This window comes from Rickettsia parkeri (assembly GCF_051427245.1).
Taxonomy (GTDB): Bacteria; Pseudomonadota; Alphaproteobacteria; order Rickettsiales; family Rickettsiaceae; genus Rickettsia; species Rickettsia rickettsii.
This window is the reverse complement of the sequence record NZ_CP195774.1, coordinates 1,129,544-1,149,278: the sequence shown is the minus strand read 5'-3', so window position 1 is coordinate 1,149,278 and position 19,735 is coordinate 1,129,544. Positions and strand designations below refer to the sequence as shown.

Genomic DNA, 19,735 nt, shown 5'->3' with positions numbered 1-19,735 from the left:
AAACTCCTGAGATTGTTTCGTCAAAATTTTCAATTTTTCCTTGCAATGACGAAAAAACTTATCCATACAACAACAGAAAATCACACTATAATACCGATTTAAAGATGAAAAAAATTCTTAAAATAATATTATTTATAACTATCTTTATTATACTCGCATATAGTGGGTTGTGGTTTACTATTATGTTCTCTTTATCACACTCTATAAATCAAAAATATGCCGGTACCAACCTCAATATAGAAGAGGCTGATAATAATCCTAATCAGCAATATCTTATTAAGTTTTCTAAAGTTCAGCCATATGGTTTTCCTTTCAAATTAGGTATTTCAGTAATTAATTGGCAAGAAGAGAGTATTAATAGAGTAACTGAATTTACCACACCGATAAATATCGGTTATGATTTACTTAAGCAGAAATTATTTATACATTTTTCCGGAGAAGCATTCGGAAAATTTAAGCCGGTTCAAAGAGGCTTTGGAGTAAGATTTTATAATGAGAACTGTATATTATCAACAAAAATACCGTTAAATTTTAAATTATTTGAAATAGTACGATTTAAAAAAGATTTATTTGAAGTTATAAATTTAATAGAAAATATTAAATTTACTTCCGGTAAAACAGAAATTTTTGACTTAGTCGATAATCAAAAATTATATGAAGAAGATCATACTATACTTACTATGTTATTTGACAAAAGTAAGTATTATACAAGTAAACAGGATTTCCTTGATAACATACCGCAAAAATTAGCAATTTATTATGAAACCGAAATAGTACAAAGTAACCTTGAAGATAGAATAATACCTGCCGGCTTATTATTATATAGACCCGCTTGGAATAATAATTTCAAATTTTCCGGTAATTTCTTGATTAGTACTAGTAGTGTGCATTTTAAAGATATTGCTAAAGATTTAACAATTGAAGTTACTAATGCAAAAATCAATAGTAATAACTTTGAAAATAATATTAATTTATTATATAAAGGTAAGTTAAACGATTTCGGCAATAATAATATTGATCTTTTGGTAGATTCGCAATTTAAGCTAAAACCTGGTTTTATAATAGGTTCATTAGAATTTATAAAGAAATATTACGATAAGCAAACCTATTTATTTAAACTTTCTGATAATAAGCTATATAAAGATTTTAATAATGAACTAAGCTATATTTTAAATAATAATAAACAATATAATTTTAGTATTTTTGAAGATAGGGAATATAATTTTAATTTAAATATTAATTTAGTAACTGAATTAAACAAATTAACTAGAGCACAGATAAATGCTTTAAGTCTCTATTCAAACGCATCGGGATTTAATATAACAAATGAAACTATAGTAAATGCTCTTAAAGATTCTTACAGTAAAGGTACGATAATAATTAATGATTACTCTAGAATAATAGATGTTTTAAGTGCATATATATACGGAGTAGGGGATTTTAAAGATTTTTCAGAAGAGAGTAAGGAAGTATACGGGAATGCTTTGAAATCATTTTTAAAAACTATTTCTGATCACCCGAATTCATCTAATTTAATTGATGCTAGCATTGAGTATGTGTTTGATTTGTCCGATTTAAACAAAGCTAAAATAGGTAATATAGATGATATAAATAAACTTATACCTTTATATTATTTATCTTTATATCAAGCAGCGGTAAAAAAAGTGCAACCCGGTGAAAATGTAAAAGAAAAAATTATGGAGTTAATTCCTAATGTTAATCAAAAAATATTAGAGGAATGTATACTCGATGAACTTCGTTAATCATCATTGCAAGCAACTGAAAGGAGCGTGGCAATCTCAGGGTTTTGGCATGAGATTGCTGAGTCAAAATTTTCAATTTTTTCTTGCCATGACAGAACAACCTATAAAAATACCAACCATGAATATTATAGTAAAAATACAGCAAGATTTAAAAGATGAAGTAACTAAGTTAAACAATTTAATCATTAGCTGTTTAAAAAGTGATGAAGAGTTAATAGAAAAGGTCGGTAAATATTTACTAGAAGCAGGAGGTAAAAGAATTCGTCCGCTTTTAACTATAATAACTGCTAAAATGTTTGATTATAAAGGCGATAATCATATAAAGCTCGCAAGTGCCGTTGAATTCATTCACACCGCCACATTGCTTCATGATGATGTGGTAGACGACAGCACTTTAAGAAGATTCAAACCTACGGCTAACGTTATTTGGGGCAGTAAAACAAGTATTTTAGTGGGTGATTTCCTCTTTAGTCAGTCTTTTAAGTTAATGGTAGCTTCCGGCTCTATTAAAGCTATGAATGTTCTAGCTAAAGCTTCAGCAATTATTTCCGAAGGGGAGGTAGTACAGCTAGTGAAGTTAAATGAACGACGTATTATAACTATAGACGAATATCAGCAAATAGTTAAATCTAAAACCGCCGAACTATTTGGAACTGCTTGTGCAGTTGGAGCTATTATAGCAGAGCAGGTAGACCATATTTCTAAAGATATGCAGGACTTTGGGAAATTACTCGGTACGATATTTCAGGTTATAGATGACTTGCTTGATTATTTGGGTAATGATAAACAGGTAGGCAAAAATATTGGCGATGATTTCTTAGAAGGAAAAGTTACGTTACCGCTGATTTTTTTATATAATAAGTTAGCGCAAGATAAGCAGCTTTGGCTTGAAAATATAATTAAATGTGATAAGCGTACTAAAGATGACTTTGTAAAAATACATGACTTAATGGTAAAGCATGAAATTTACAATGAAACAGTTAATTATTTGAGTAACTTAGAAAATGCAGCAAGTAAGTTATTAAATAAAATTCCGGTTCAGAATATTTATAAAGACTATTTGTTTTCGATTATTAAATTTATTTTGGAGCGCTCTTATTAGTTATTTGCATTCGTAGCTCAGCTGGATAGAGCGTTGCCCTCCGAAGGCAAAGGTCGTTGGTTCAAATCCAATCGAATGCACCACTAATTGAAATAATATTATCATATCACTTATTTTCCATAATATAGATTATAGAACAACTTTGAAGTATCTAATGAAAAATTGAAAATTGACGAATGGCTGGGACGGGAGGATTCGAACCTCCGGATGACGATACCAAAAACCGTTGCCTTACCACTTGGCGACGTCCCAATATGTATAGAATTTATACCAATAAATGACGGAAACGTCAATTACAATATAAATTTATTTCATTATTAAGCCAATTCCTCGCTTGCGTGGATAATAAATCATAAATTTTAGCTCTAATTTTGTTATAATATTCCTTGATATAGTTTATTTCATCAATATTAAGTAGTTTCATATCAGTCAATTTACTAGCATAAGGTACTAGGCTTAAGGTCTCAAACTCAAGCCATCCATTATTTTCTTTTACATACATCAAATTCTCAATCCTAATACCATATTTTCCAGGAACATAAAACCCCGGTTCATTAGATAAGATCATACCTGCTTTAAGTATTGTTTTATTACGAAGATTTATGCTTTGCGGTCCTTCGTGAACACTTAAGAAGCTCCCTACCCCATGCCCTGTACCGTGTGGATAATCTAGCATTTCTTGCCATAAATATTGCCGAGCGAGTATATCAAGATTAGCTCCTGCGATGATATTTTTTGGGAATTTGGCTTTAGCTAAAGCAATATGTCCTTTAAGTACTTGCGTATAACGCTTTTTCTGCTCATCTGTCGGTGTACCTATTACTATTGTTCTAGTTATATCGGTAGTAGCACCTTGATACTGACCGCCGGAATCTATCAGTAATATCCCCTGCCCTTCAATTTTTTTAGCAGTTTTTTGGTCAGCTCTATAATGAATAATAGCACTATTTTCCTGAAATCCGCAAATAGCAGGAAAACTATCCGAAACATATCCCTCTTGTTTAGCTCGTTGCTCTGTAAGCTTTAAACCGAGGGAATACTCGGTCAATTCGTTATTATGTTTTTCTGGATCCCCGTTTTCACGGGGATGACATTGAGAAAAATCAGCAAAAAATTCACATAAAGCTACTGCATCTTTAATATGCAAATCGATTGCATGCTTAATTTCTACATCGTTCTTACAAGCTTTAAGCATTAAGCATGGATCGGTAATTTTTTGTACTTTTTTATCAGCTACTAAGTCCATTATATGAACAGATGCTATAGTATCATCAATAAAAATTCTATAAGCTGGTTTGGAAAGATGTGTATTCTCGCTATCTCTTAAAATATTTTCAAATTCTTCTTCCGGTAAAATCGTTATTTCAGGACGAGCATTAATAATTTCGGCATCGATTCTTGTAGGATTTATAAACAAATATAATTGTGTAGAAGTGAGTATAACTTTTGCAAACATTAAAGGCGTATAAGCAACGTCACTGGCACGCAAATTTAGTAACCAACATATGGAGGAGCTATCGAGAATGACTAAGGCAGATTGCTCGGTGTCATTCCCGCTTTCCTCTATGTCATTCCTGCAAAAGCGGGAATCCAAAAAAATTTCACGACATTTACTTATTTTATCAGTATGACTAACGCCCGCCAACTTAATATCATGCAAATAAACTTTAGAGTTTGGCTCTAGTGGCTGATTTGGCCAAATCTTATCAACTAAATTTCCATTAATCTTCTGAAAATTGAACTTTAAATTTGATATAGTGGGATAAGTAAATAATTCAGAATCATATCCTATTTTTGCATCTTTACCAAACTTAGATATATCTTTTAAGTCAAAAAGCTTAAAAAGCTCTAAATCCAGCTCTTTATTTGCTTGCTCTAAATAACGTCCATCGGTAAAGAATAATGCTGTATCTTTATATATAATAGCTATACCGTTTGAACCAGTAAAACCTGTTATATATTCAAGTCTCTTTGCATAGCTTGGAACATATTCACTCATATATTTATCGTTAGACGGAATTATATAACCGTCTATATCGTATTCTGTGAATAAATTTCTAAGCAGATTAATGCGGATTTTTGTCATGTTTATATCTCTTATGTCCTTGCCCACTGGCTGAGCCGTCATTGCAAGGAAATTACTTAAGTAATTAAGTAATTGACGAAGCAATCCAGTTAAAAAATTCTGATTTACAGAATTTTTTTATTATTTTTTCTGGATTGCCACGCTCCTTGCAGTCGCTCGCAATGACAGCTCAGCATCCAGCTATGCAACGCTCATAGACGGGAATGACATTTATACCATCCATAATACAAAGGAATACCAAAGATAGTAAAAGAACTAGCTATAATCAGAGTTTTAACAGGTGTTTCATAGATAACCCATGCACAAAAGATAATCGATATTATAGCTATAAGTAAATAATAATAAGAAAAATTTTCTTTTGAGCTAAAAATCACCTTTAAAAAAGCTAAGCTACAAATTAAATAGACGAATAAGAATGTGATTGCCGAGAAATCTATTATTTGTGTAATCTGTTTGGCAAAATTATCATTTGCCGTAAAGACTAATAACGGCACAATGCCAAGGCAGCTTACAATAATTCCGTGAGTTGGAGCGTTATTGCTATTTTTCTTAGCAAAAAATTTCGGTAATAAACCGTCTTCTGCAAGCCCAAGAGCTATCTGTCCGCTAGTTAGCACCCAAGCATTGAGCGTACCTATACATATAATCGAGGCTATAACCGTAATTACGCTTGACCATTTACCCCCGAATAATAATGAAGCGGCATCGGCATAAGGAGCTTTAGCACTGACAAGTTCAGAAGCAGGGATTAATCCCATTATACCTATGCTATTAATAATATATAACACTGCTACGCAAAAAGTTCCAACTATTATGGCTCGTGGAATGGTTTTTGCCGGATCTTTTACCGCACCTGCTGTGGTAGTTGCACATTCTATGCCGATAAATCCCCAAAAAGTAAGAAGTACAACTCTTCCCATAATGCTCGGAATGCTTAAATTCTCTACTTCCTCGGCAATAGTTATATTATCTATATTAAAATGTGATAAAGCACATAAACCTACTATAAGCAATGGAACAAATTTTAAGAGAGTTAAATAAAACTCTGCTTTTCCTGCTACTTCAGGACCTTTTAAATTTAAAACCATAATAGCACCTAATAATATGATCTGTAATATTAAGTCTAAAATCGCTTGTGATTTAAAAAAAGGCGTTAGATAACCTATTGCCGAAATGACTACTATACTTGTACTGACAAAGGATATAACCCAGTAAGTCCAACCGGTGAAAAAAGCTATTTTATCCCCGAAATTTTCCCGTACATAAACGTGCGGACCTCCTGTTTTAGGAAATTTTGCACAAAGGGTAGAAAATACAAGTGCTATACTCATAGCACCGAATAATGAAAGTACCCAGCCCCAAATGCTGTATATACCGAACGGTGCTAAACTTAACGGCAATATAAAAACGCTAGTACCGATTTGACTGCCGGTTACTAAGGCAAAAACCGCCCAGAAACCTAATTTTTGTGACATATTAATCTAATTTAAAGAAACAGCTTTAACATAGCTGAAATAATGATTTTTAGCAATAGTGAAAACTACTATAATTATTTTACTCTTGATTTATAAACAAAAGATTGATAGCTTTTTAAGCTATCAAAAATAATCTTAGGAGTTAATATGCCAAATCGCACCGCTAAAGTTTATACAGTGAAATCAGGAGATGCTTTATCAAAAATTTCACAAAATTATGATACTCCTGTTCAGGATTTAGTTAAATATACTAATATACGTGATCCTAATCATATCGCAGTAGGCTGGGGGATTTCATTTTCCGGTGATTTGCATGATGTTTCTTAAAATAAATCTATTTGTGTAATAGTCAACTGCAAGTGTGATATTATCTTTGTTTGGTCCATAATACCAAAAAATTCTATAAGCAGCAGGAGTATTATTTTCAGCATAAGCTTCAAATATTTCTTCTCCGTTATGTCCTTTAACAGATTTTTATATTTATAGGTATTTAAACTAGGATGATGAGGGTTTGCCTGTAGATATGCCAGTGTTTTTTTACTGCTTTTAAACGTTTTGCTAATCCTTGATTATTTTCGAGTTCTTCCAAATCTTTACTAGCTTGAATAGTAAAAAGAATTTTCAAAGTCATCATCTAAATATTTACTGAAATCTTCTATAAATTTAACTTGCCCTTTAGCAGAATCTTTAATACCGTTATTTAATTGCGTTAAAACCTTTTTGTGATTAAATAGCCAACTTTCTTTTAAAGGTATTTCCGTATAGGGTTCTAAAATAATTTGTCCTTTTTTACTATTGCTTCTAGAATAGACTTTTTATCATTTTCGATATCAGCATCTCTCATAAGTCTAATTTCAGCCCTTCTTTCCTTTTCTTCTGTATTAAGCGGAGAAAAGAAATCAATTCTTTCCTCTAGTGCTTTTCGTAAGCTTTCAATATTAGGTGTTTTATTATAAACCCAGTTAAACATATTTTAAAACCTTTATTGATTCTAAAGTATTACACGCTAAAAGATTTGCCGCAGCCGCAATTAGCTTTTTCGTTAGGATTGGTGAAAGTGAATTGGGATTTGAATTTAGTCTCTACATAATCCATTTCAGAACCTAGAATATACATTAATGCCTTTGGGTCGATTAGTATCCGTACGCCCTTTTCTTCAACTACTTCATCGAATTGATTTTTACTATCGGCATATTCCACGTAATAAGTCTGACCGGCACAACCGCCTGACTTAACCCCTACCCTAATACCAAAGGTAGGCTTGGCGCGTTTTTCTATTAGCAATTTTACTTGCTTTGCAGCAGAATCGGTTAATGAAATAACATTTTTCATATTTTAAGAGTCTTTTTTGCTTTCTTTTTTCTGTTTGTAATCGGCTATAGCTGCTTTTATTGCATCTTCAGCAAGTAGTGAGCAATGTAATTTGACCGGTGGAAGTGACAATTCTTTTGCTATTTCGGTATTTTTAATAGTCTCGGCATCTTCTACCGATCTTCCTTTAACCCACTCCGTTACTAAAGAACTTGAAGCAATAGCTGAACCGCAGCCGAATGTTTTAAATTTAGCATCTGTAATAATCCCGTTATCATCAACTGCGATTTGTAACTTCATAACGTCACCGCAAGCAGGAGCTCCAACTAGTCCTGTACCAACATTTTTATTTTCTTTATCAAGCGATCCAACATTACGAGGATTTTCATAATGATCTATCACTTTTTTGCTATAAGCCATTGTTATTCTCTAAAATTTGGTTTTGTATGTTATACTTGCGTGAATACCTGAGCCGTCATTGCGAGGAAAAACTGCAAGTTTTGACGAAGCAATCTCAGGATATTTGACAAGATTGCCACGCAGCCTACGGCTGCTCGCAATGCCGATATTCTCAATGTACAGCCCATTTAATCTTTTTCAAATCAATTCCCTCTTGCATCATTTCCCAAAGAGGGCTTAATTCCCTTAGTTTATCGATTTTTGAGCATATTAAATTTACTGCGTAGTCAACTTCCTGCTCGGTAGTAAATCTACCTATGCCGAACCTAATTGCAGTATGGGCAAGCTCTTCACCGATTCCCATAGAACGTAAAACATATGACGGTTCTAAAGAGGCAGAAGTACAAGCAGAACCGGAGGAAACCGCTAAATCTTTAATGGCAAGGATCATTGATTCTCCTTCAACTCCGGCAAAGCTTAAATTTAAATTACCTTTATATCTTTGATTTTTATCGCCGTTTAAATAAACTTCTGAAATTCGCTTATGTATATTATTTAAAAATCTGTCGAATAAGTAATTTACGTGCTTAGTATCTTTTTCCATCTCACTATACGCTATTTCAGCAGCCATGCCAAGCCCTACGATTAAAGGAGTCGGTAGCGTACCTGAACGCATACCTCTCTCCTGCCCGCCACCGTTTATGAGCGGTGTAACACGCACACGAGGTTTTTTCCTTACATATAATGCACCTATTCCTTTCGGACCGTAAATTTTATGTCCTGAGATACTGGCAAGATCAATATTAAATGCGTTAACATCAATTGGAATTTTACCAAAACCTTGAGCAATATCGGAATGAAAAAAAACGCCCTTTTCACGGCAAATTTTCCCGATTTCCTTTAAAGGCTGAACAACACCTATTTCATTATTAACCACCATAACTGAAACTAACATAGTCTGATCGGTAATGGCATTTTTTAGAGTTTCTAAATCGATTATTCCATTTGGCTTAATCGGTAAGTATGTGATTTTTATACCTTCTTGCTCTAAATGCCTGCAAGCATCAAGTACGCATTTATGTTCACTGACTACGGTAATAATATGATTCTTTTTATTGCTGTAAAATTTTGCTATTCCCTTTATTGCAAGATTGTTAGACTCAGTTGCACCGGAAGTGAAAATAATTTCTTTAGTATCCGCTCCTATTAACTTTGCTACCATACTCCTTGCCTCTTCAACGGCGTTTTCTGCCTCCCAACCGAAAGAATGGCTGCGTGAATGAGGATTGCCGAACTTGGTAGTAAAATAAGGCAACATTGCCTCCATTACTCTTGGATCTATTGGAGTCGTCGCCTGATAATCCATATATATCGGTAAGGTTAAATTGTTTAATTGTGGGTTCATATGGTTAAATTAATTCATGTTTTGGTATAGTTTAAACAGTCATTGATGTCATTCCTGCGGAAGCGGGAATGACATAAACGGAGCCGTGCAACAACGTAGCTTTTAGCTAGGAATGACATCGTAAATCTCCTCAAAAGCCTCTATAAAAGCCTCTATATCACTTACCGTATTAGTATGGCTTAAAGATATCCTAATCGAAGATTTTGCTTCTTCTTCCCCTACACCCATATTGGTTAATACATGCGATTTAGATATTTTTCCCGATGAACAAGCAGAACCGGAACTTACGCAAATATTATGTAAATCAAACCCGATTAATTTCGCTTGTGCATCCGTATTTGGTATAGTAATTAAGGTAGTATTAGGCAACCTAGCTACGTTATTACTAACAATATTTACATTAGGATATTTTTTTAATTTTTTCTCTAAATTTTCTTGTAACTTTTTGATTTTTATATAATTTTCTGAGATATTATCTGTCCTCAATGCAGAAGCTAAACCAAATCCTGCAATTGCTAAAACATTTTCAGTGCCTGAGCGTACTGATTTTTCCTGCCCTCCTCCTATAATCATTGGAGTAACTTGAAAATTAGAGCTAGAAATTAAAGCAGCACCACCCTGCCCCCCTCCTATTTTATGCCCTGAAATTGTAGCAAAATCTAATCCTAATGCTTTGATATTTATTGGTATTCTGCCAAAACCTTGCACTAAATCGCTATGAAATTTTGCCTCATATTTTTTAGTTATTTTACCTATCTCAGCTATATCTTGTAAAACTCCGCTTTCATTATTAGCCATTATTATGGAAACTAGTTTTTTACTAGTATTACTTTGAGCTAACAACTCTTCTAAATGTTCTAAATCAACTAGCCCTTGCGTATTAACACTTATAACTTTAATATTTGGAGCGTAGTTTATATGGTTATAGATCGATAAATGTTCAATAGCTGAAATAAAAATATCGCCGTCATAAAAATTTTTCATTATTAAATTATTACCTTCAGTTCCTGATGAAGTAAAAGTAATATCATATTCTCTAGATGATAAGGTTATACCAAGAGCCGTCGCTATTTGTGCGCGTACCGTTTCTATGAGATTCTTAGCAAATCTACCTGAGCTATGTGCTGATGAAGGGTTAAGCTCCTTGTCCATTAAACTTATTATGAATTCCTTAACTCTAGGGTCGATAAAAGTAGTAGCATTATGGTCTAAATATATCATATATTTAAATTTGAGTTTAAAGCATCTTTAATTGAGATATTTTCAAAATAATCTCTAATATGCTTACCAAGACCTTGCCATAATTTATGCGAATTACATTTTATTGTATCAGGCACGCAAGTTTTAACTGACTTCTTATAGCAGGTAGTCATTATAAAATTTTCGTTAACGGCGTCCATAATATCGGAAATTTTTATTTCTTCTAGGTTACCGATTAAAATATACCCACCTTTCGATCCTCTAATAGCCTTAACTAGATCAGCTTTTTTAAGTTTAGAAAATATCTGCTCTAAATAGTTAAGCGATATATTTTGTTTTACGGACATTTCATTCAAAGTGACCGGTTCGGCACTTGATTTTGAAGCCATTTCAAGTATTGCCATTACGGCATATCTTCCTTTCGTCGTCAGCATCATATAACCAACCTATTAAAACTTAAAATTATTTAATATCTACAATACCCAAGTAATTTAGTCAAGTATATAATTATATTATTTAATAAAAAATTAGCTTGTTAATATAAACTAAAATTTAATTGTGTAAAAACTAGTAGCAGTAGAAAAGAAGGAGAGAATATTATAAATAAGTGTTAATCCAACATTGCCTAGGGACGTTGTTGCATGGTGCAAAAAACACCTTCGATATCATTCCTAGCTAGAAGCGGGAATCCAAAATTGCTTTGTCATCATCCCGCAAGCTTGTAGCGGGACCCAATTAAATATTAGTACTTTAAATTCTAAAGCTTCAGGTTGATAATGACCGCTATTATTACGAAGGTAATCAATTTTTCTCCTATCATTTATACCTATAACTCCTGCTGCTTCCGCAGGCTTTCCAATTAAAAATGAATCGTGAACAAGATTTTTAGTATTTGGCAAATATTGATTTTTATGAGTACCCATATAAATTGTTCCATCCTCTCCCATTACAAATGCTTGAACATTATTCATGCTTTAAATCATAAATTTACTTTCTTTACCGATAGTAGAAGCTACTTTACCTTTAGCATCAAGTAATCTTTGAGAGGAGGTATCATAGAATAATTGGTGATTTTTTTCTTCTGGTCCCATACGTAATATTTTAAATTTATGCCCATCCCATATTTGTTTACCTTGAGCTATTTCTTGAAGATGATGTTCTGCAAGTTTTGGATTTGGATGAACTACTTTAACTCTTACAGAATCTACTATTGCATCGTTTAATTTTCCTAACTCATGTTCCGGTATTAAAGCATGCTTAAATTTCTTTATTAATCTATTCCAATTATCTCTAGCTCTAGTTTTGGGATCTCTAAAAGGTGTATCAATATTTCTTCTGACATCTCCAACTAGATAAACTTTATTATCTTTTTGGACTAAGTTATCTTTGTATAAAGGCTCTCCTTCTTGATTTATAAGTGGACCTTTTCTTGCAATAGCAGCTAATTGACCATCCTTATAAAGAATAATTTTTTCATTACTTAGTCCAAACTTTGAATTAATTTGTATTTTACCCTGATGATTTAAATTACCAATACCGATACCGTCAATATCTGCAATTTGAATATCTCTATTTTTATCAACAAATTTTCTAATTTCTTCAGAATTATTAATAAATTGACCGTTATCCTCTAATATTCCTTGTATATTGCCGATAGTATAAGTAAATTCTTCTTTGATTGTTTTTGTGTCCTTTATAAGACCTACTGCAGCGAAAATTTGTTGAAAGAAATTTAGATTGCTCTTTACTTCAACATTTTTTACTCCAATAGCTTCTCGTTCATGAATTACCAATTGATCCGGCTTTAAGTAGCCGCCTTTATCATAAATATTAATTACTCTTCCTCTTATAAGGTCTACTTCTGTTGCTTCTTTATCTTGTGAAAATGCCTTAACTTGCGGCTCTTCTGCAAACCATAATAGGCTGTTTTTTTAGTAAATTGAGGATTTAAAATCACATATTATATGATAATTGATTTTTCTTACATATAGTGCGATAGGTTCTTGTTAATTTGCCAAATAGCGACAAATACTAAACAAGTTGTAAACATTTGTAGTAGCTGTAATAATATGCTTAATTCCGGTATTAATATAATAATAACCGGTTGTAATATTATCGGGACTCCGCTTGAAAACATTACTAACCTTATAGAAGTTTGTATTGAAGTTTTAGTAGTAAGTAAATTAGCTAAGCTATATACTAACAAAACTATAATACTTCTCTCTAATAAGAATGTTACAAACCAAAATAATATAATAGCCGGCATACCGAAATAAATAAATAAATTTGGTGCATATAATAAATGATCGGCAAAATATTTTTTTATTATTTCAGGAGTTAAAATTACTTCATTTTGCTTGAATATCTCAGAATAGTTAACAGTACTTGGGAAATTTTTCTTAGTATTGGCTACAATTAAATTTATCTTCAGCTTATTCTCTTCAAGTACAAACGGTATTTTGCTTTTTTCTTTGTTAGAAACTTGATTTTTTGTATCAATGACGACTATTTTATTGTTATTCTTGCTATATAAATATATAGGCTCTACTTCTTCAACTGAAATGTTTGAATTATTATATTTAATTTCCGGTAATTGATTGATAATATATTCAATGTTGGCTGTAACTTTTGATGATTGTATTCCGTTAAAATAATCTTTTAAAGTTATTATGTAATTTAATATAAAAATACAATAAATTATTGATGGAATAAAAGATAAGGTAAATACATATCTTATTCCGTACCCTTGATAGTTTTTATATACATCTTTATAAAACTCTATAGAGCAAATTGATAAATATAATTGACGGAGTAATACATTTAATCCTCCTAATATAAATGATAATAAATACATGTATAAGTAATTTATTTAAGTTTTTCAACCTCTTCCTTCTTTAATCCGGTTGAGGTAGCTATTAAATCAGTTTTTACACCAGCTGTGATTAAATTTTTGGCTATATTAATTGTGATTTAAGTATTTTTTCTATTTCTCTATTTCTATTATATCATTTTGACCGCGTTTGGTCAAAATGTTAAAATTAACTCTATATAATCAATCCCTATATTAACCTCAGCAAATATATGTAAAAGGTCTGCTATTTCTTACCATCTCTTTAACAAATCTCGTGTATGAATGTGCTTCATAAAAAATTATAAAATTCCGGACCAAGTATTTTCTGTCAATTTTTCATCAGGAATTTCATGAACATTAATTAGCTGATAATCATTAATCCAAGTAGCTTTTACTAATTCACTATTTTCAAATAATTCCCATAAATTTAAAGGAGCAGTATATTTTTGTATGCCATTATAAAACACTAAAGGATATATGAAAGGAAATTTTGTGTTTTTTAGTACTTTCTATGATATTCAGCAATATTTAACATATACCTAAATAACCGAAAAGCCAAAAGCCATATAATAATATTAACCAATGTCTTAGAAGATAATTAAGGTGATCATAAGCTTTTTAAGCAAGTAGAAAATATGGCTTTGCAGCGTGACTCTCCTTGTTGTATCGGTAAAACTACTTATTTCAGTAGAGGAAAATAATAAACGAATACAAAGGCCCGATAGAGTTTTGTGTTATAAATCTTTGAGTATTGAAGGAAACGCAGAGTTAATTAATATAACGCATTCTCATTTGTTAGAAATAGATGTTAGTGATCTAACGGCAAGTGCTTTAGCAGAGAAGATTTTAGAGCATACAAATAATGTTGAGTAAATGAATAATATTTTAGATTACAAATCATACTACGATTTAATTGAGAATCTGAAGCTAGAAATCAAGCAAATACGAATTCGTGCACATTTAAGCGTAAATAAAGAATTGATAAAACTATATTGAAATATTGGTTTTCAAATAATTAAACGTCAAAAGCTTGAGAAGTGGGGAGCAAAAGTTATAGAAAATATTTCTTATATGAGGCAATTTGCTGAAGAATATAACGATGAACAAATCCCCCAACAGCCTGTTGGAGAAATTCCCTGGGGATATCATATAGTCATTGTCTCAAAAGTTAAAAATCATACTGAAAGGCTTTGGTATGTATGCACACAAAACTATAGAAAACGGTTGGTCACGTAACGTACTAACCTTGCAAATTAAAAGCAATTTATACGCAAGATCAGGAAAAAGTATAAATAATTTTGGACATACTTTACCGGCAATGCAGTCTGATTTAGCAAAATCAATTATAAAAAATCCTTATAATTTAGAATTTCTAGATATTAAAGAAAATATTTTAGAACGAGAACTAGAAAATAAGCTAATAGATAATATTAAGGATTTTTTATTAGAACTCGGTCAAGATTTTGTATTTATAGGTAATCCATACCTATAGAATTAGAAGGAGAGGATTATTACTTAGATTTAGTTTTTTATCATGTTAAACTTAAATGCTATGTTGTTATTGAATTAAAAACGGGTAAATTTAAACTTAAATTAACCGAAGAATTTACCTACGAAATTAAAAAGCTATTTACCTAGTCCAAAAGATTTAGCTAGGTTAAAGAAACGAAGAGAAAAAGGATAATTATGAGTAGTGTAAATATTAGTTTAGCAACTCCTGATAATATTACAAATATTTTACCTTTGATGGCTTAACTTGGCTATCCTTCTAGTTCAGAAGAATTAATAGCACGTTTTAAGAATTTTATAAATCGTGAGGGGTATGGTGTTGCTTTAGCTAGTTTAGATAATAAAATAGTTGGATTTATTGTTTGGTCTAAATCGCTGCTTTTCGCCTCAGATAAAACTAAAATTCATATTGAAGCTTTAGTTATTGATGAGAATTATCGGGGAAAACAAATAGGTAAAAAGCTTATGGAATATTTGAGAAGAAATAGCAAAAAAATATAACCTCGTAATCGTTGATCTTACTTCTGGTTATCGATGTGCTAAAGACAGTACGCATATATTTTATGAAGTGCTAGGTTATCATAATTCCGGAGAAATGGCTAAATTATATTTAAGAAAAGAGTTATGAAGAATGAATCTGTAAAGAATATACGTTTAACCACTGCAACCGTTGCTGATTACCCTCTAATCCAAAATATGGTACGGTTTTATATATATGATATATCGCGTTATTGTGGGTTTGAATCAGATGAATATGATTGGACATTGCCACGAGATGGTTTATATGAAGCTGATAATTACAAAAAATATTTTATAGAAACGGATAGGAAAGCATATTGAATTAAATTAAATGACGAAATAGCAGGTTTTATATTGCTTAATAAGGTTGGAACGCATTATAAAATCGATTGGAATATGGGGGAATTTTTTATTATAGCAAGATTTCAAAATAAAGGAGTTGGTAGGCAAGTAGCTAAGCAAATTTGGCAAATGCATAAAAGATTATGGGAAGTTGCGGTTATTCCTGAAAATAAGCCGGCATTAATATTTTGGCGGAAAGTCATTAACGAATTTACCAAAGGTAATTTATCTTGAGGACATTAAACTTGTTCAAATGAGTGATTATAAGGCCGAAAGAGTTATTTTTGAATTTGGTGCCAATATATTATGAATATAAATTTTACTACAACCTAATCTCTGCTTTTGCTAAATCTTTTAAAGTGCGTGATCCGGTGCATAGCATGGTAATTTTAAGCTGCTCGATTATCAATTGTATCTCTTCGGAAAGCAAGCTTTCAGAAGTATCTGCCGCTTTTAAAAATTGACCGGCAAGTCCAAAAATATTAGCTCCTATACGAATTGCTTTTGCACCGTCAATGCCGGATTTTAACCCGCCACTGGTAATAATCGGAATATCTTTTGAAACTTCCCGCACCATTTTTAGAGAATCTAAAGTCGGGATTCCCCAGTTAATAAAGCTACTAGCTATACGGTTTTGTAACGAATTTGTAGCACGATAAGCCTCTACTTGACTCCAAGATGTCCCACCGCTCCCTGCAATATCAAGAACCTTAACCCCTGCGTCAATAAGACTCTCAGCAACTTTTTTAGATAAACCGTATCCTACTTCCTTAACAATTACCGGAATAGAGAGGTAATTAACCACTTCTCTTATCTTAGGTAACAGCTTTTCCCAGTTTCTATTACCTTCCGGCTGAGTCAGTTCCTGTAACACGTTTAAGTGTAAAATTAAGGCATCGGCTTTAATAGCATCCACTAAATATTGACATTCTTTAGGTGTCACTCCGTAATTAAGCTGTACTGCACCGATATTGGCGAGTAAAGGGATATCGGGAGCTATATGCCTTACTGCAAATGTCTTGATTGTATCCGGTTCCGTTAACAAAACCCGCATAGAGCCAAGCCCCATAGCAATACCGGCTTTTTGAGCGACCTGTGCAAGTCTATAGTTAATATCTCTAGCTCTAGTCGTGCCTCCGGTCATACTAGAAATTAGGATAGGTGCTTGTAAAGATTTTCCGAGGAAAGTAGTAGTTGTATTTACGCTATCGTAGTTAATTTCCGGTAATGCATTGTGAATAAAGTGAATAGATTCAAAACCGCTTTTAAGTGTAGATTCAACGTTTTTCGTAAGATTAATTTCAATATGGTCTTGCTTTCTTTCTATATCTAAATTCTGATCTTTTAGCATTTTCTCACTAATTCTTTTTACACTTAATCTATATTAATATATCTAGGTTCTGTGAAGATTTCTAATTGATTTTTTATAATTATTATTATTCTATTAAATGTCCACAGAACCTAAGCATTAAAGAAATAATCAAGTGCTGCAAGTTTTGAAGGTAAGTTTATTAATGGGTCTGAACGCTCAAAATCATAAGCCTTGTAAAGGAGTACAGTCTGCTTCTATAATGTAAGCGTGTATATTTTTAGGCTCATTATTTTCTAGCTTATACCCTATAACATAGCTTGAGTATTTTTGTTCGATCAATTCTAAACTCCATTCTATATCCTTATCCCACCATAGTTTTATATGTGGCATTTCTAGCCATTTTAAAAAAAGCACAAAATGAGAAGTAGAAAGTGGGGTAAAGCTTATGTTAATATATTGCTTATCATTAAATAACTTGTATTACCTTTAAAATGCCCCGCTTTGAGCTTTATATTCTCCGACCTGTTGTAATACCAATTAATTTAATTTCTGATAATTGTGTAATTACTTTATGCATTTTATAGCCTCTTATTAATTCACTAAGTAAGTTAAAACTAATCTAAAAAGGAATTATGATAAGATTTGAATATTATCTAATTTTTTTTGAAAAGCAAAAAGTCCTTAGTTTATGATATGTTTACTGTGTGAAGTATTTATAAATTGAAATAGCAATAAGATATGGTGGAGCCAGGGGGAGTCGAACCCCCGACCTTTTGAATGCCATTCAGATAGTCTCTTTTCTAACTATTTTTACCCTCTTGATACATATGCAATTTTATTTACTCTGAGGCTTGTATGCCTATTATTTATAGGATTTTTCTTACTACCAAAATAATAGTTTCACTGTAGTAGAGTTGTAATTATTTGTCAAGAATTTAAAAATATAGCAAATCTACAAACATCATGAGCATATAGACAGCATATGATAACTAAAATTTGTTATTTATTTTTATCATGTAAAAACACACTGAGACCTTTTGAATTAACAAATAATTATTACAATCATTAGCTGATTTTATTTATGCTGATCAAGAATCTCTTTAACGGCAACTAGCAACGATATTAGATTACAAGCTAGTAAACATGGATGAACCAGTAAATTCCTTACATAAAAAATTATATGAAGTAAGGCAAGAAGAAGAAAACAGCCAAAAACTAAGATTGTTAGCTAAGGATTGGGGATTAATTCTGCAAGTAAATCAAGGATGCAATTACTGCCAGACATTTACCCCTATTGTACTAGAATTTGCCAATAAATATAAATTTCAGCTGTTATTTGTCTCTAATGATGGAGAAAATTTTGAACATATAAAAACTACTAGGGATACTGGGTTGCTCAGTCGTCTTAATCCTACAAATCTTGTTCCGGTATTGTATTTAGTGGATAGCAGTGGCAAACAAATATATCCAGTTGCAAGAGGAATTATTAATGAAGATAAAATTGCTAAAAATATTTTATTGATAGTTCAGCACTATAATAGACTAAAGGTTAGTGATTATGATTGGTAACAATAAGTTTAGAAGAGTAATCCAAATAAAACATCTGATGCATATTTTCATGATAGTTTTATTGTTACAAGCAACAACATCTTATGCTTGGGATTTACAGGATGTATTTGAAGGGATGAGTGTTAATATAACTAAGCCTGGTGCGTATCAGACCCAGGCAGCTGGCTATTATGCGGCAGGAGGACTATCAATGCGGACAAGTAAAACATCTTTTAATCCCATTTCTATAACTCCTCCCTCATTAAACATGAGCTGTAGTGGTATTGATTCTTACCTTGGCAGTTTTTCGATTATCTCAGGAGATGAGCTAGTCCAGCTGATGAAAAATATTGGTACGCAAGCAAAAGCTTATGCATTTTCATTAGGTCTTAAGACCTTTGCTCCACAAATAGAAAATGCCTTGAAAGATTTAAGAAATCTTGCTATGGAAATGAATCAATTTGCTAAGGGCGATTGTGAAATGACTAAAGCTATTTTTGCTTCCATTTTGCCTAAAGATTCAGCAGTGAGAGAATCAGTTTGCAAGGATTTACAATCCAGCTCTGGCTTTGATTATTTTGCTGCCGGTAAAAAATGTCGTAGTGATTTAGAGCAGAAACAAGCTTTAGCGAATATCCAAAATAAAGATCCAGAGCTAATGCTAGATAATTATAATATTTTTATCAAGGCAGCAGAAAAAGCAGGGATTCCTGAAAATATGAGAAATGCCATTATGTCAATGACAGGAACTATTATAGTTCGAGATAATAATGTCTATTTTCTTGCGTCACTTGCTCAAGATGAAAAGAGCTGGATTGCTCATTTAAAAGGCGGTGAATCTGCCTCAATTTATACTTGTAATAATATTTATTGTTTAAATCCAGTAATAAGACGCAACATATAAGTGCTAAGA

At 32.0% G+C, this 19,735-nt stretch carries 22 protein-coding genes, 2 tRNA genes and 5 pseudogenes; 13 read left to right on the top strand and 16 right to left on the bottom strand.

Annotated elements, in window-relative coordinates:
• Positions 1-104 precede the first annotated feature (104 nt).
• The 3 genes from ACSFFC_RS06510 to ACSFFC_RS06500 all read left to right on the top strand — a co-directional run bounded on the left by ACSFFC_RS06510 (position 105) and on the right by ACSFFC_RS06500 (position 2,948).
• The gene (locus ACSFFC_RS06510) at positions 105-1,763 is read left to right on the top strand and encodes a hypothetical protein (protein ID WP_014410777.1); all 1,659 of its coding nucleotides are present in this window, start codon (positions 105-107) and stop codon (positions 1,761-1,763) included.
• A 118-nt stretch (positions 1,764-1,881) separates the two neighbouring features.
• Positions 1,882-2,865: a polyprenyl synthetase family protein gene (locus ACSFFC_RS06505; RefSeq protein WP_014410776.1), complete on the top strand. Its 984-nt coding sequence runs from the start codon at positions 1,882-1,884 to the stop codon at positions 2,863-2,865.
• 6 nt (positions 2,866-2,871) lie between these two features.
• A tRNA-Arg gene (locus ACSFFC_RS06500) sits at positions 2,872-2,948 on the top strand.
• 94 nt (positions 2,949-3,042) lie between these two features.
• Here ACSFFC_RS06500 and ACSFFC_RS06495 read toward each other — a convergent pair.
• The 4 genes and pseudogenes from ACSFFC_RS06495 to ACSFFC_RS06480 form a co-directional block, all read right to left on the bottom strand.
• Positions 3,043-3,117, bottom strand: a tRNA-Gln gene (locus tag ACSFFC_RS06495).
• A 37-nt stretch (positions 3,118-3,154) separates the two neighbouring features.
• Complete coding sequence (locus tag ACSFFC_RS06490; RefSeq protein ID WP_041472218.1) at positions 3,155-4,993, bottom strand: aminopeptidase P family protein; 1,839 nt, start codon at positions 4,991-4,993, stop codon at positions 3,155-3,157.
• Between the two features lie 24 nt (positions 4,994-5,017).
• A pseudogene (locus ACSFFC_RS06485) lies at positions 5,018-5,127 on the bottom strand (lytic transglycosylase domain-containing protein); the annotation flags it as partial.
• A 15-nt stretch (positions 5,128-5,142) separates the two neighbouring features.
• Positions 5,143-6,426 carry an APC family permease gene (locus tag ACSFFC_RS06480; protein WP_014410774.1) on the bottom strand — a complete coding sequence of 428 codons (1,284 nt, stop codon included), beginning with the start codon at positions 6,424-6,426 and terminating at the stop codon, positions 5,143-5,145.
• 147 nt (positions 6,427-6,573) lie between these two features.
• Here ACSFFC_RS06480 and ACSFFC_RS06475 point away from each other — a divergent pair, with 147 nt between their 5' ends.
• Complete coding sequence (locus ACSFFC_RS06475) at positions 6,574-6,753, top strand: LysM peptidoglycan-binding domain-containing protein (protein ID WP_014410773.1); 180 nt, start codon at positions 6,574-6,576, stop codon at positions 6,751-6,753.
• A gap of 442 nt (positions 6,754-7,195) precedes the next feature.
• Here ACSFFC_RS06475 and ACSFFC_RS06470 read toward each other — a convergent pair whose 3' ends face one another.
• The 10 genes from ACSFFC_RS06470 to ACSFFC_RS06425 all read right to left on the bottom strand — a co-directional run bounded on the left by ACSFFC_RS06470 (position 7,196) and on the right by ACSFFC_RS06425 (position 14,059).
• Positions 7,196-7,396 (bottom strand): hypothetical protein, encoded by a 201-nt coding sequence (locus ACSFFC_RS06470; RefSeq protein WP_014410771.1) that lies wholly within the window; start codon positions 7,394-7,396, stop codon positions 7,196-7,198.
• Positions 7,397-7,425: 29 nt separating this feature from the next.
• A complete protein-coding gene (locus tag ACSFFC_RS06465; RefSeq protein WP_004998325.1) occupies positions 7,426-7,758 on the bottom strand; it encodes an iron-sulfur cluster assembly accessory protein in 333 nt (110 codons plus the stop codon).
• Between the two features lie 3 nt (positions 7,759-7,761).
• Positions 7,762-8,157 carry a Fe-S cluster assembly scaffold IscU gene (gene iscU / locus ACSFFC_RS06460; RefSeq protein ID WP_014410770.1) on the bottom strand — a complete coding sequence of 132 codons (396 nt, stop codon included), beginning with the start codon at positions 8,155-8,157 and terminating at the stop codon, positions 7,762-7,764.
• Between the two features lie 151 nt (positions 8,158-8,308).
• Positions 8,309-9,541, bottom strand: a complete 1,233-nt coding sequence (locus ACSFFC_RS06455) for an IscS subfamily cysteine desulfurase (RefSeq protein ID WP_010977349.1) — start codon at positions 9,539-9,541, stop codon at positions 8,309-8,311.
• A 102-nt stretch (positions 9,542-9,643) separates the two neighbouring features.
• Entirely contained in the window at positions 9,644-10,762 is a 1,119-nt protein-coding gene (locus ACSFFC_RS06450) for a cysteine desulfurase family protein (RefSeq protein WP_014273534.1), read from the bottom strand.
• Complete coding sequence (locus tag ACSFFC_RS06445; RefSeq protein WP_012150915.1) at positions 10,759-11,178, bottom strand: Fe-S cluster assembly transcription factor; 420 nt, start codon at positions 11,176-11,178, stop codon at positions 10,759-10,761. The genes ACSFFC_RS06450 and ACSFFC_RS06445 overlap by 4 nt, the downstream gene beginning before the upstream one ends.
• Positions 11,179-11,412: 234 nt before the next feature.
• Positions 11,413-11,712 (bottom strand): hypothetical protein, encoded by a 300-nt coding sequence (locus ACSFFC_RS06440; protein WP_014410769.1) that lies wholly within the window; start codon positions 11,710-11,712, stop codon positions 11,413-11,415.
• A gap of 3 nt (positions 11,713-11,715) precedes the next feature.
• Positions 11,716-12,534 (bottom strand): hypothetical protein, encoded by an 819-nt coding sequence (locus tag ACSFFC_RS06435; protein WP_014410768.1) that lies wholly within the window; start codon positions 12,532-12,534, stop codon positions 11,716-11,718.
• A 188-nt stretch (positions 12,535-12,722) separates the two neighbouring features.
• Complete coding sequence (locus tag ACSFFC_RS06430) at positions 12,723-13,595, bottom strand: DUF1189 family protein (RefSeq protein WP_041472217.1); 873 nt, start codon at positions 13,593-13,595, stop codon at positions 12,723-12,725.
• A 296-nt stretch (positions 13,596-13,891) separates the two neighbouring features.
• The gene (locus ACSFFC_RS06425; protein ID WP_014120874.1) at positions 13,892-14,059 is read right to left on the bottom strand and encodes an Rpn family recombination-promoting nuclease/putative transposase; all 168 of its coding nucleotides are present in this window, start codon (positions 14,057-14,059) and stop codon (positions 13,892-13,894) included.
• A gap of 168 nt (positions 14,060-14,227) precedes the next feature.
• On the opposite strand from ACSFFC_RS06425, the pseudogene ACSFFC_RS06420 reads away from it, so the two are divergent.
• The 7 genes and pseudogenes from ACSFFC_RS06420 to ACSFFC_RS06390 all read left to right on the top strand — a co-directional run bounded on the left by ACSFFC_RS06420 (position 14,228) and on the right by ACSFFC_RS06390 (position 16,196).
• A pseudogene (locus ACSFFC_RS06420) lies at positions 14,228-14,465 on the top strand (hypothetical protein).
• 198 nt (positions 14,466-14,663) lie between these two features.
• Positions 14,664-14,828, top strand: coding sequence for a DUF1016 N-terminal domain-containing protein (locus tag ACSFFC_RS06415; RefSeq protein ID WP_081497780.1), 165 nt, complete (start codon positions 14,664-14,666; stop codon positions 14,826-14,828).
• Positions 14,749-15,084 carry a PDDEXK nuclease domain-containing protein gene (locus ACSFFC_RS06410; RefSeq protein ID WP_041472216.1) on the top strand — a complete coding sequence of 112 codons (336 nt, stop codon included), beginning with the start codon at positions 14,749-14,751 and terminating at the stop codon, positions 15,082-15,084. The genes ACSFFC_RS06415 and ACSFFC_RS06410 overlap by 80 nt, the downstream gene beginning before the upstream one ends.
• Positions 15,075-15,230 (top strand): PDDEXK nuclease domain-containing protein, encoded by a 156-nt coding sequence (locus tag ACSFFC_RS06405; protein WP_081420740.1) that lies wholly within the window; start codon positions 15,075-15,077, stop codon positions 15,228-15,230. The genes ACSFFC_RS06410 and ACSFFC_RS06405 overlap by 10 nt, the downstream gene beginning before the upstream one ends.
• A 48-nt stretch (positions 15,231-15,278) precedes the next feature.
• Positions 15,279-15,729 (top strand): annotated as a pseudogene (locus ACSFFC_RS06400) (GNAT family N-acetyltransferase).
• Complete coding sequence (locus ACSFFC_RS06395) at positions 15,726-15,941, top strand: hypothetical protein (protein ID WP_004998351.1); 216 nt, start codon at positions 15,726-15,728, stop codon at positions 15,939-15,941. Before ACSFFC_RS06400 ends, ACSFFC_RS06395 begins: the two are co-directional and overlap by 4 nt.
• 33 nt (positions 15,942-15,974) lie before the next feature.
• Entirely contained in the window at positions 15,975-16,196 is a 222-nt protein-coding gene (locus ACSFFC_RS06390) for an acetyltransferase (RefSeq protein ID WP_012719761.1), read from the top strand.
• Between the two features lie 88 nt (positions 16,197-16,284).
• Here the strand turns inward: ACSFFC_RS06390 and fni are convergent, their stop codons facing one another.
• Both fni and ACSFFC_RS06380 read right to left on the bottom strand, forming a co-directional pair.
• On the bottom strand, positions 16,285-17,313 hold the full coding sequence (gene fni / locus ACSFFC_RS06385; RefSeq protein ID WP_012719760.1) for a type 2 isopentenyl-diphosphate Delta-isomerase: 1,029 nt from the start codon (positions 17,311-17,313) through the stop codon (positions 16,285-16,287).
• 183 nt (positions 17,314-17,496) lie between these two features.
• Entirely contained in the window at positions 17,497-17,664 is a 168-nt protein-coding gene (locus ACSFFC_RS06380; RefSeq protein ID WP_014410765.1) for a hypothetical protein, read from the bottom strand.
• Between the two features lie 717 nt (positions 17,665-18,381).
• Between ACSFFC_RS06380 and traF the strand changes: the two are divergent.
• Both traF and ACSFFC_RS06370 read left to right on the top strand, forming a co-directional pair.
• Positions 18,382-18,843: pseudogene (gene traF, locus ACSFFC_RS06375) on the top strand (conjugal transfer protein TraF); the annotation flags it as partial.
• Positions 18,833-19,723: pseudogene (locus tag ACSFFC_RS06370) on the top strand (conjugal transfer protein TraH); the annotation flags it as partial. The pseudogenes traF and ACSFFC_RS06370, both read left to right, overlap by 11 nt.
• Positions 19,724-19,735 lie beyond the last annotated feature (12 nt).

Bases quoted from the DNA above. Each gene is read 5' to 3' on its own strand.
- ACSFFC_RS06480 (WP_014410774.1), bottom strand. From the start codon at position 6,426: ATGTCACAAAAATTAGGTTTCTGGGCGGTTTTTGCCTTAGTAACCGGC.
- ACSFFC_RS06440 (WP_014410769.1), bottom strand. From the start codon at position 11,712: ATGAATAATGTTCAAGCATTTGTAATGGGAGAGGATGGAACAATTTAT.
- ACSFFC_RS06470 (WP_014410771.1), bottom strand. From the start codon at position 7,396: ATGTTTAACTGGGTTTATAATAAAACACCTAATATTGAAAGCTTACGA.
- ACSFFC_RS06505 (WP_014410776.1), top strand. From the start codon at position 1,882: ATGAATATTATAGTAAAAATACAGCAAGATTTAAAAGATGAAGTAACT.
- iscU (WP_014410770.1), bottom strand. From the start codon at position 8,157: ATGGCTTATAGCAAAAAAGTGATAGATCATTATGAAAATCCTCGTAAT.
- ACSFFC_RS06445 (WP_012150915.1), bottom strand. From the start codon at position 11,178: ATGATGCTGACGACGAAAGGAAGATATGCCGTAATGGCAATACTTGAA.
- fni (WP_012719760.1), bottom strand. From the start codon at position 17,313: ATGCTAAAAGATCAGAATTTAGATATAGAAAGAAAGCAAGACCATATT.
- ACSFFC_RS06465 (WP_004998325.1), bottom strand. From the start codon at position 7,758: ATGAAAAATGTTATTTCATTAACCGATTCTGCTGCAAAGCAAGTAAAA.
- ACSFFC_RS06510 (WP_014410777.1), top strand. From the start codon at position 105: ATGAAAAAAATTCTTAAAATAATATTATTTATAACTATCTTTATTATA.
- ACSFFC_RS06380 (WP_014410765.1), bottom strand. From the start codon at position 17,664: ATGCCACATATAAAACTATGGTGGGATAAGGATATAGAATGGAGTTTA.
- ACSFFC_RS06415 (WP_081497780.1), top strand. From the start codon at position 14,664: ATGAGGCAATTTGCTGAAGAATATAACGATGAACAAATCCCCCAACAG.
- ACSFFC_RS06450 (WP_014273534.1), bottom strand. From the start codon at position 10,762: ATGATATATTTAGACCATAATGCTACTACTTTTATCGACCCTAGAGTT.
- ACSFFC_RS06490 (WP_041472218.1), bottom strand. From the start codon at position 4,993: ATGACGGCTCAGCCAGTGGGCAAGGACATAAGAGATATAAACATGACA.
- ACSFFC_RS06430 (WP_041472217.1), bottom strand. From the start codon at position 13,595: ATGTATTTATTATCATTTATATTAGGAGGATTAAATGTATTACTCCGT.
- ACSFFC_RS06455 (WP_010977349.1), bottom strand. From the start codon at position 9,541: ATGAACCCACAATTAAACAATTTAACCTTACCGATATATATGGATTAT.
- ACSFFC_RS06395 (WP_004998351.1), top strand. From the start codon at position 15,726: ATGAAGAATGAATCTGTAAAGAATATACGTTTAACCACTGCAACCGTT.
- ACSFFC_RS06475 (WP_014410773.1), top strand. From the start codon at position 6,574: ATGCCAAATCGCACCGCTAAAGTTTATACAGTGAAATCAGGAGATGCT.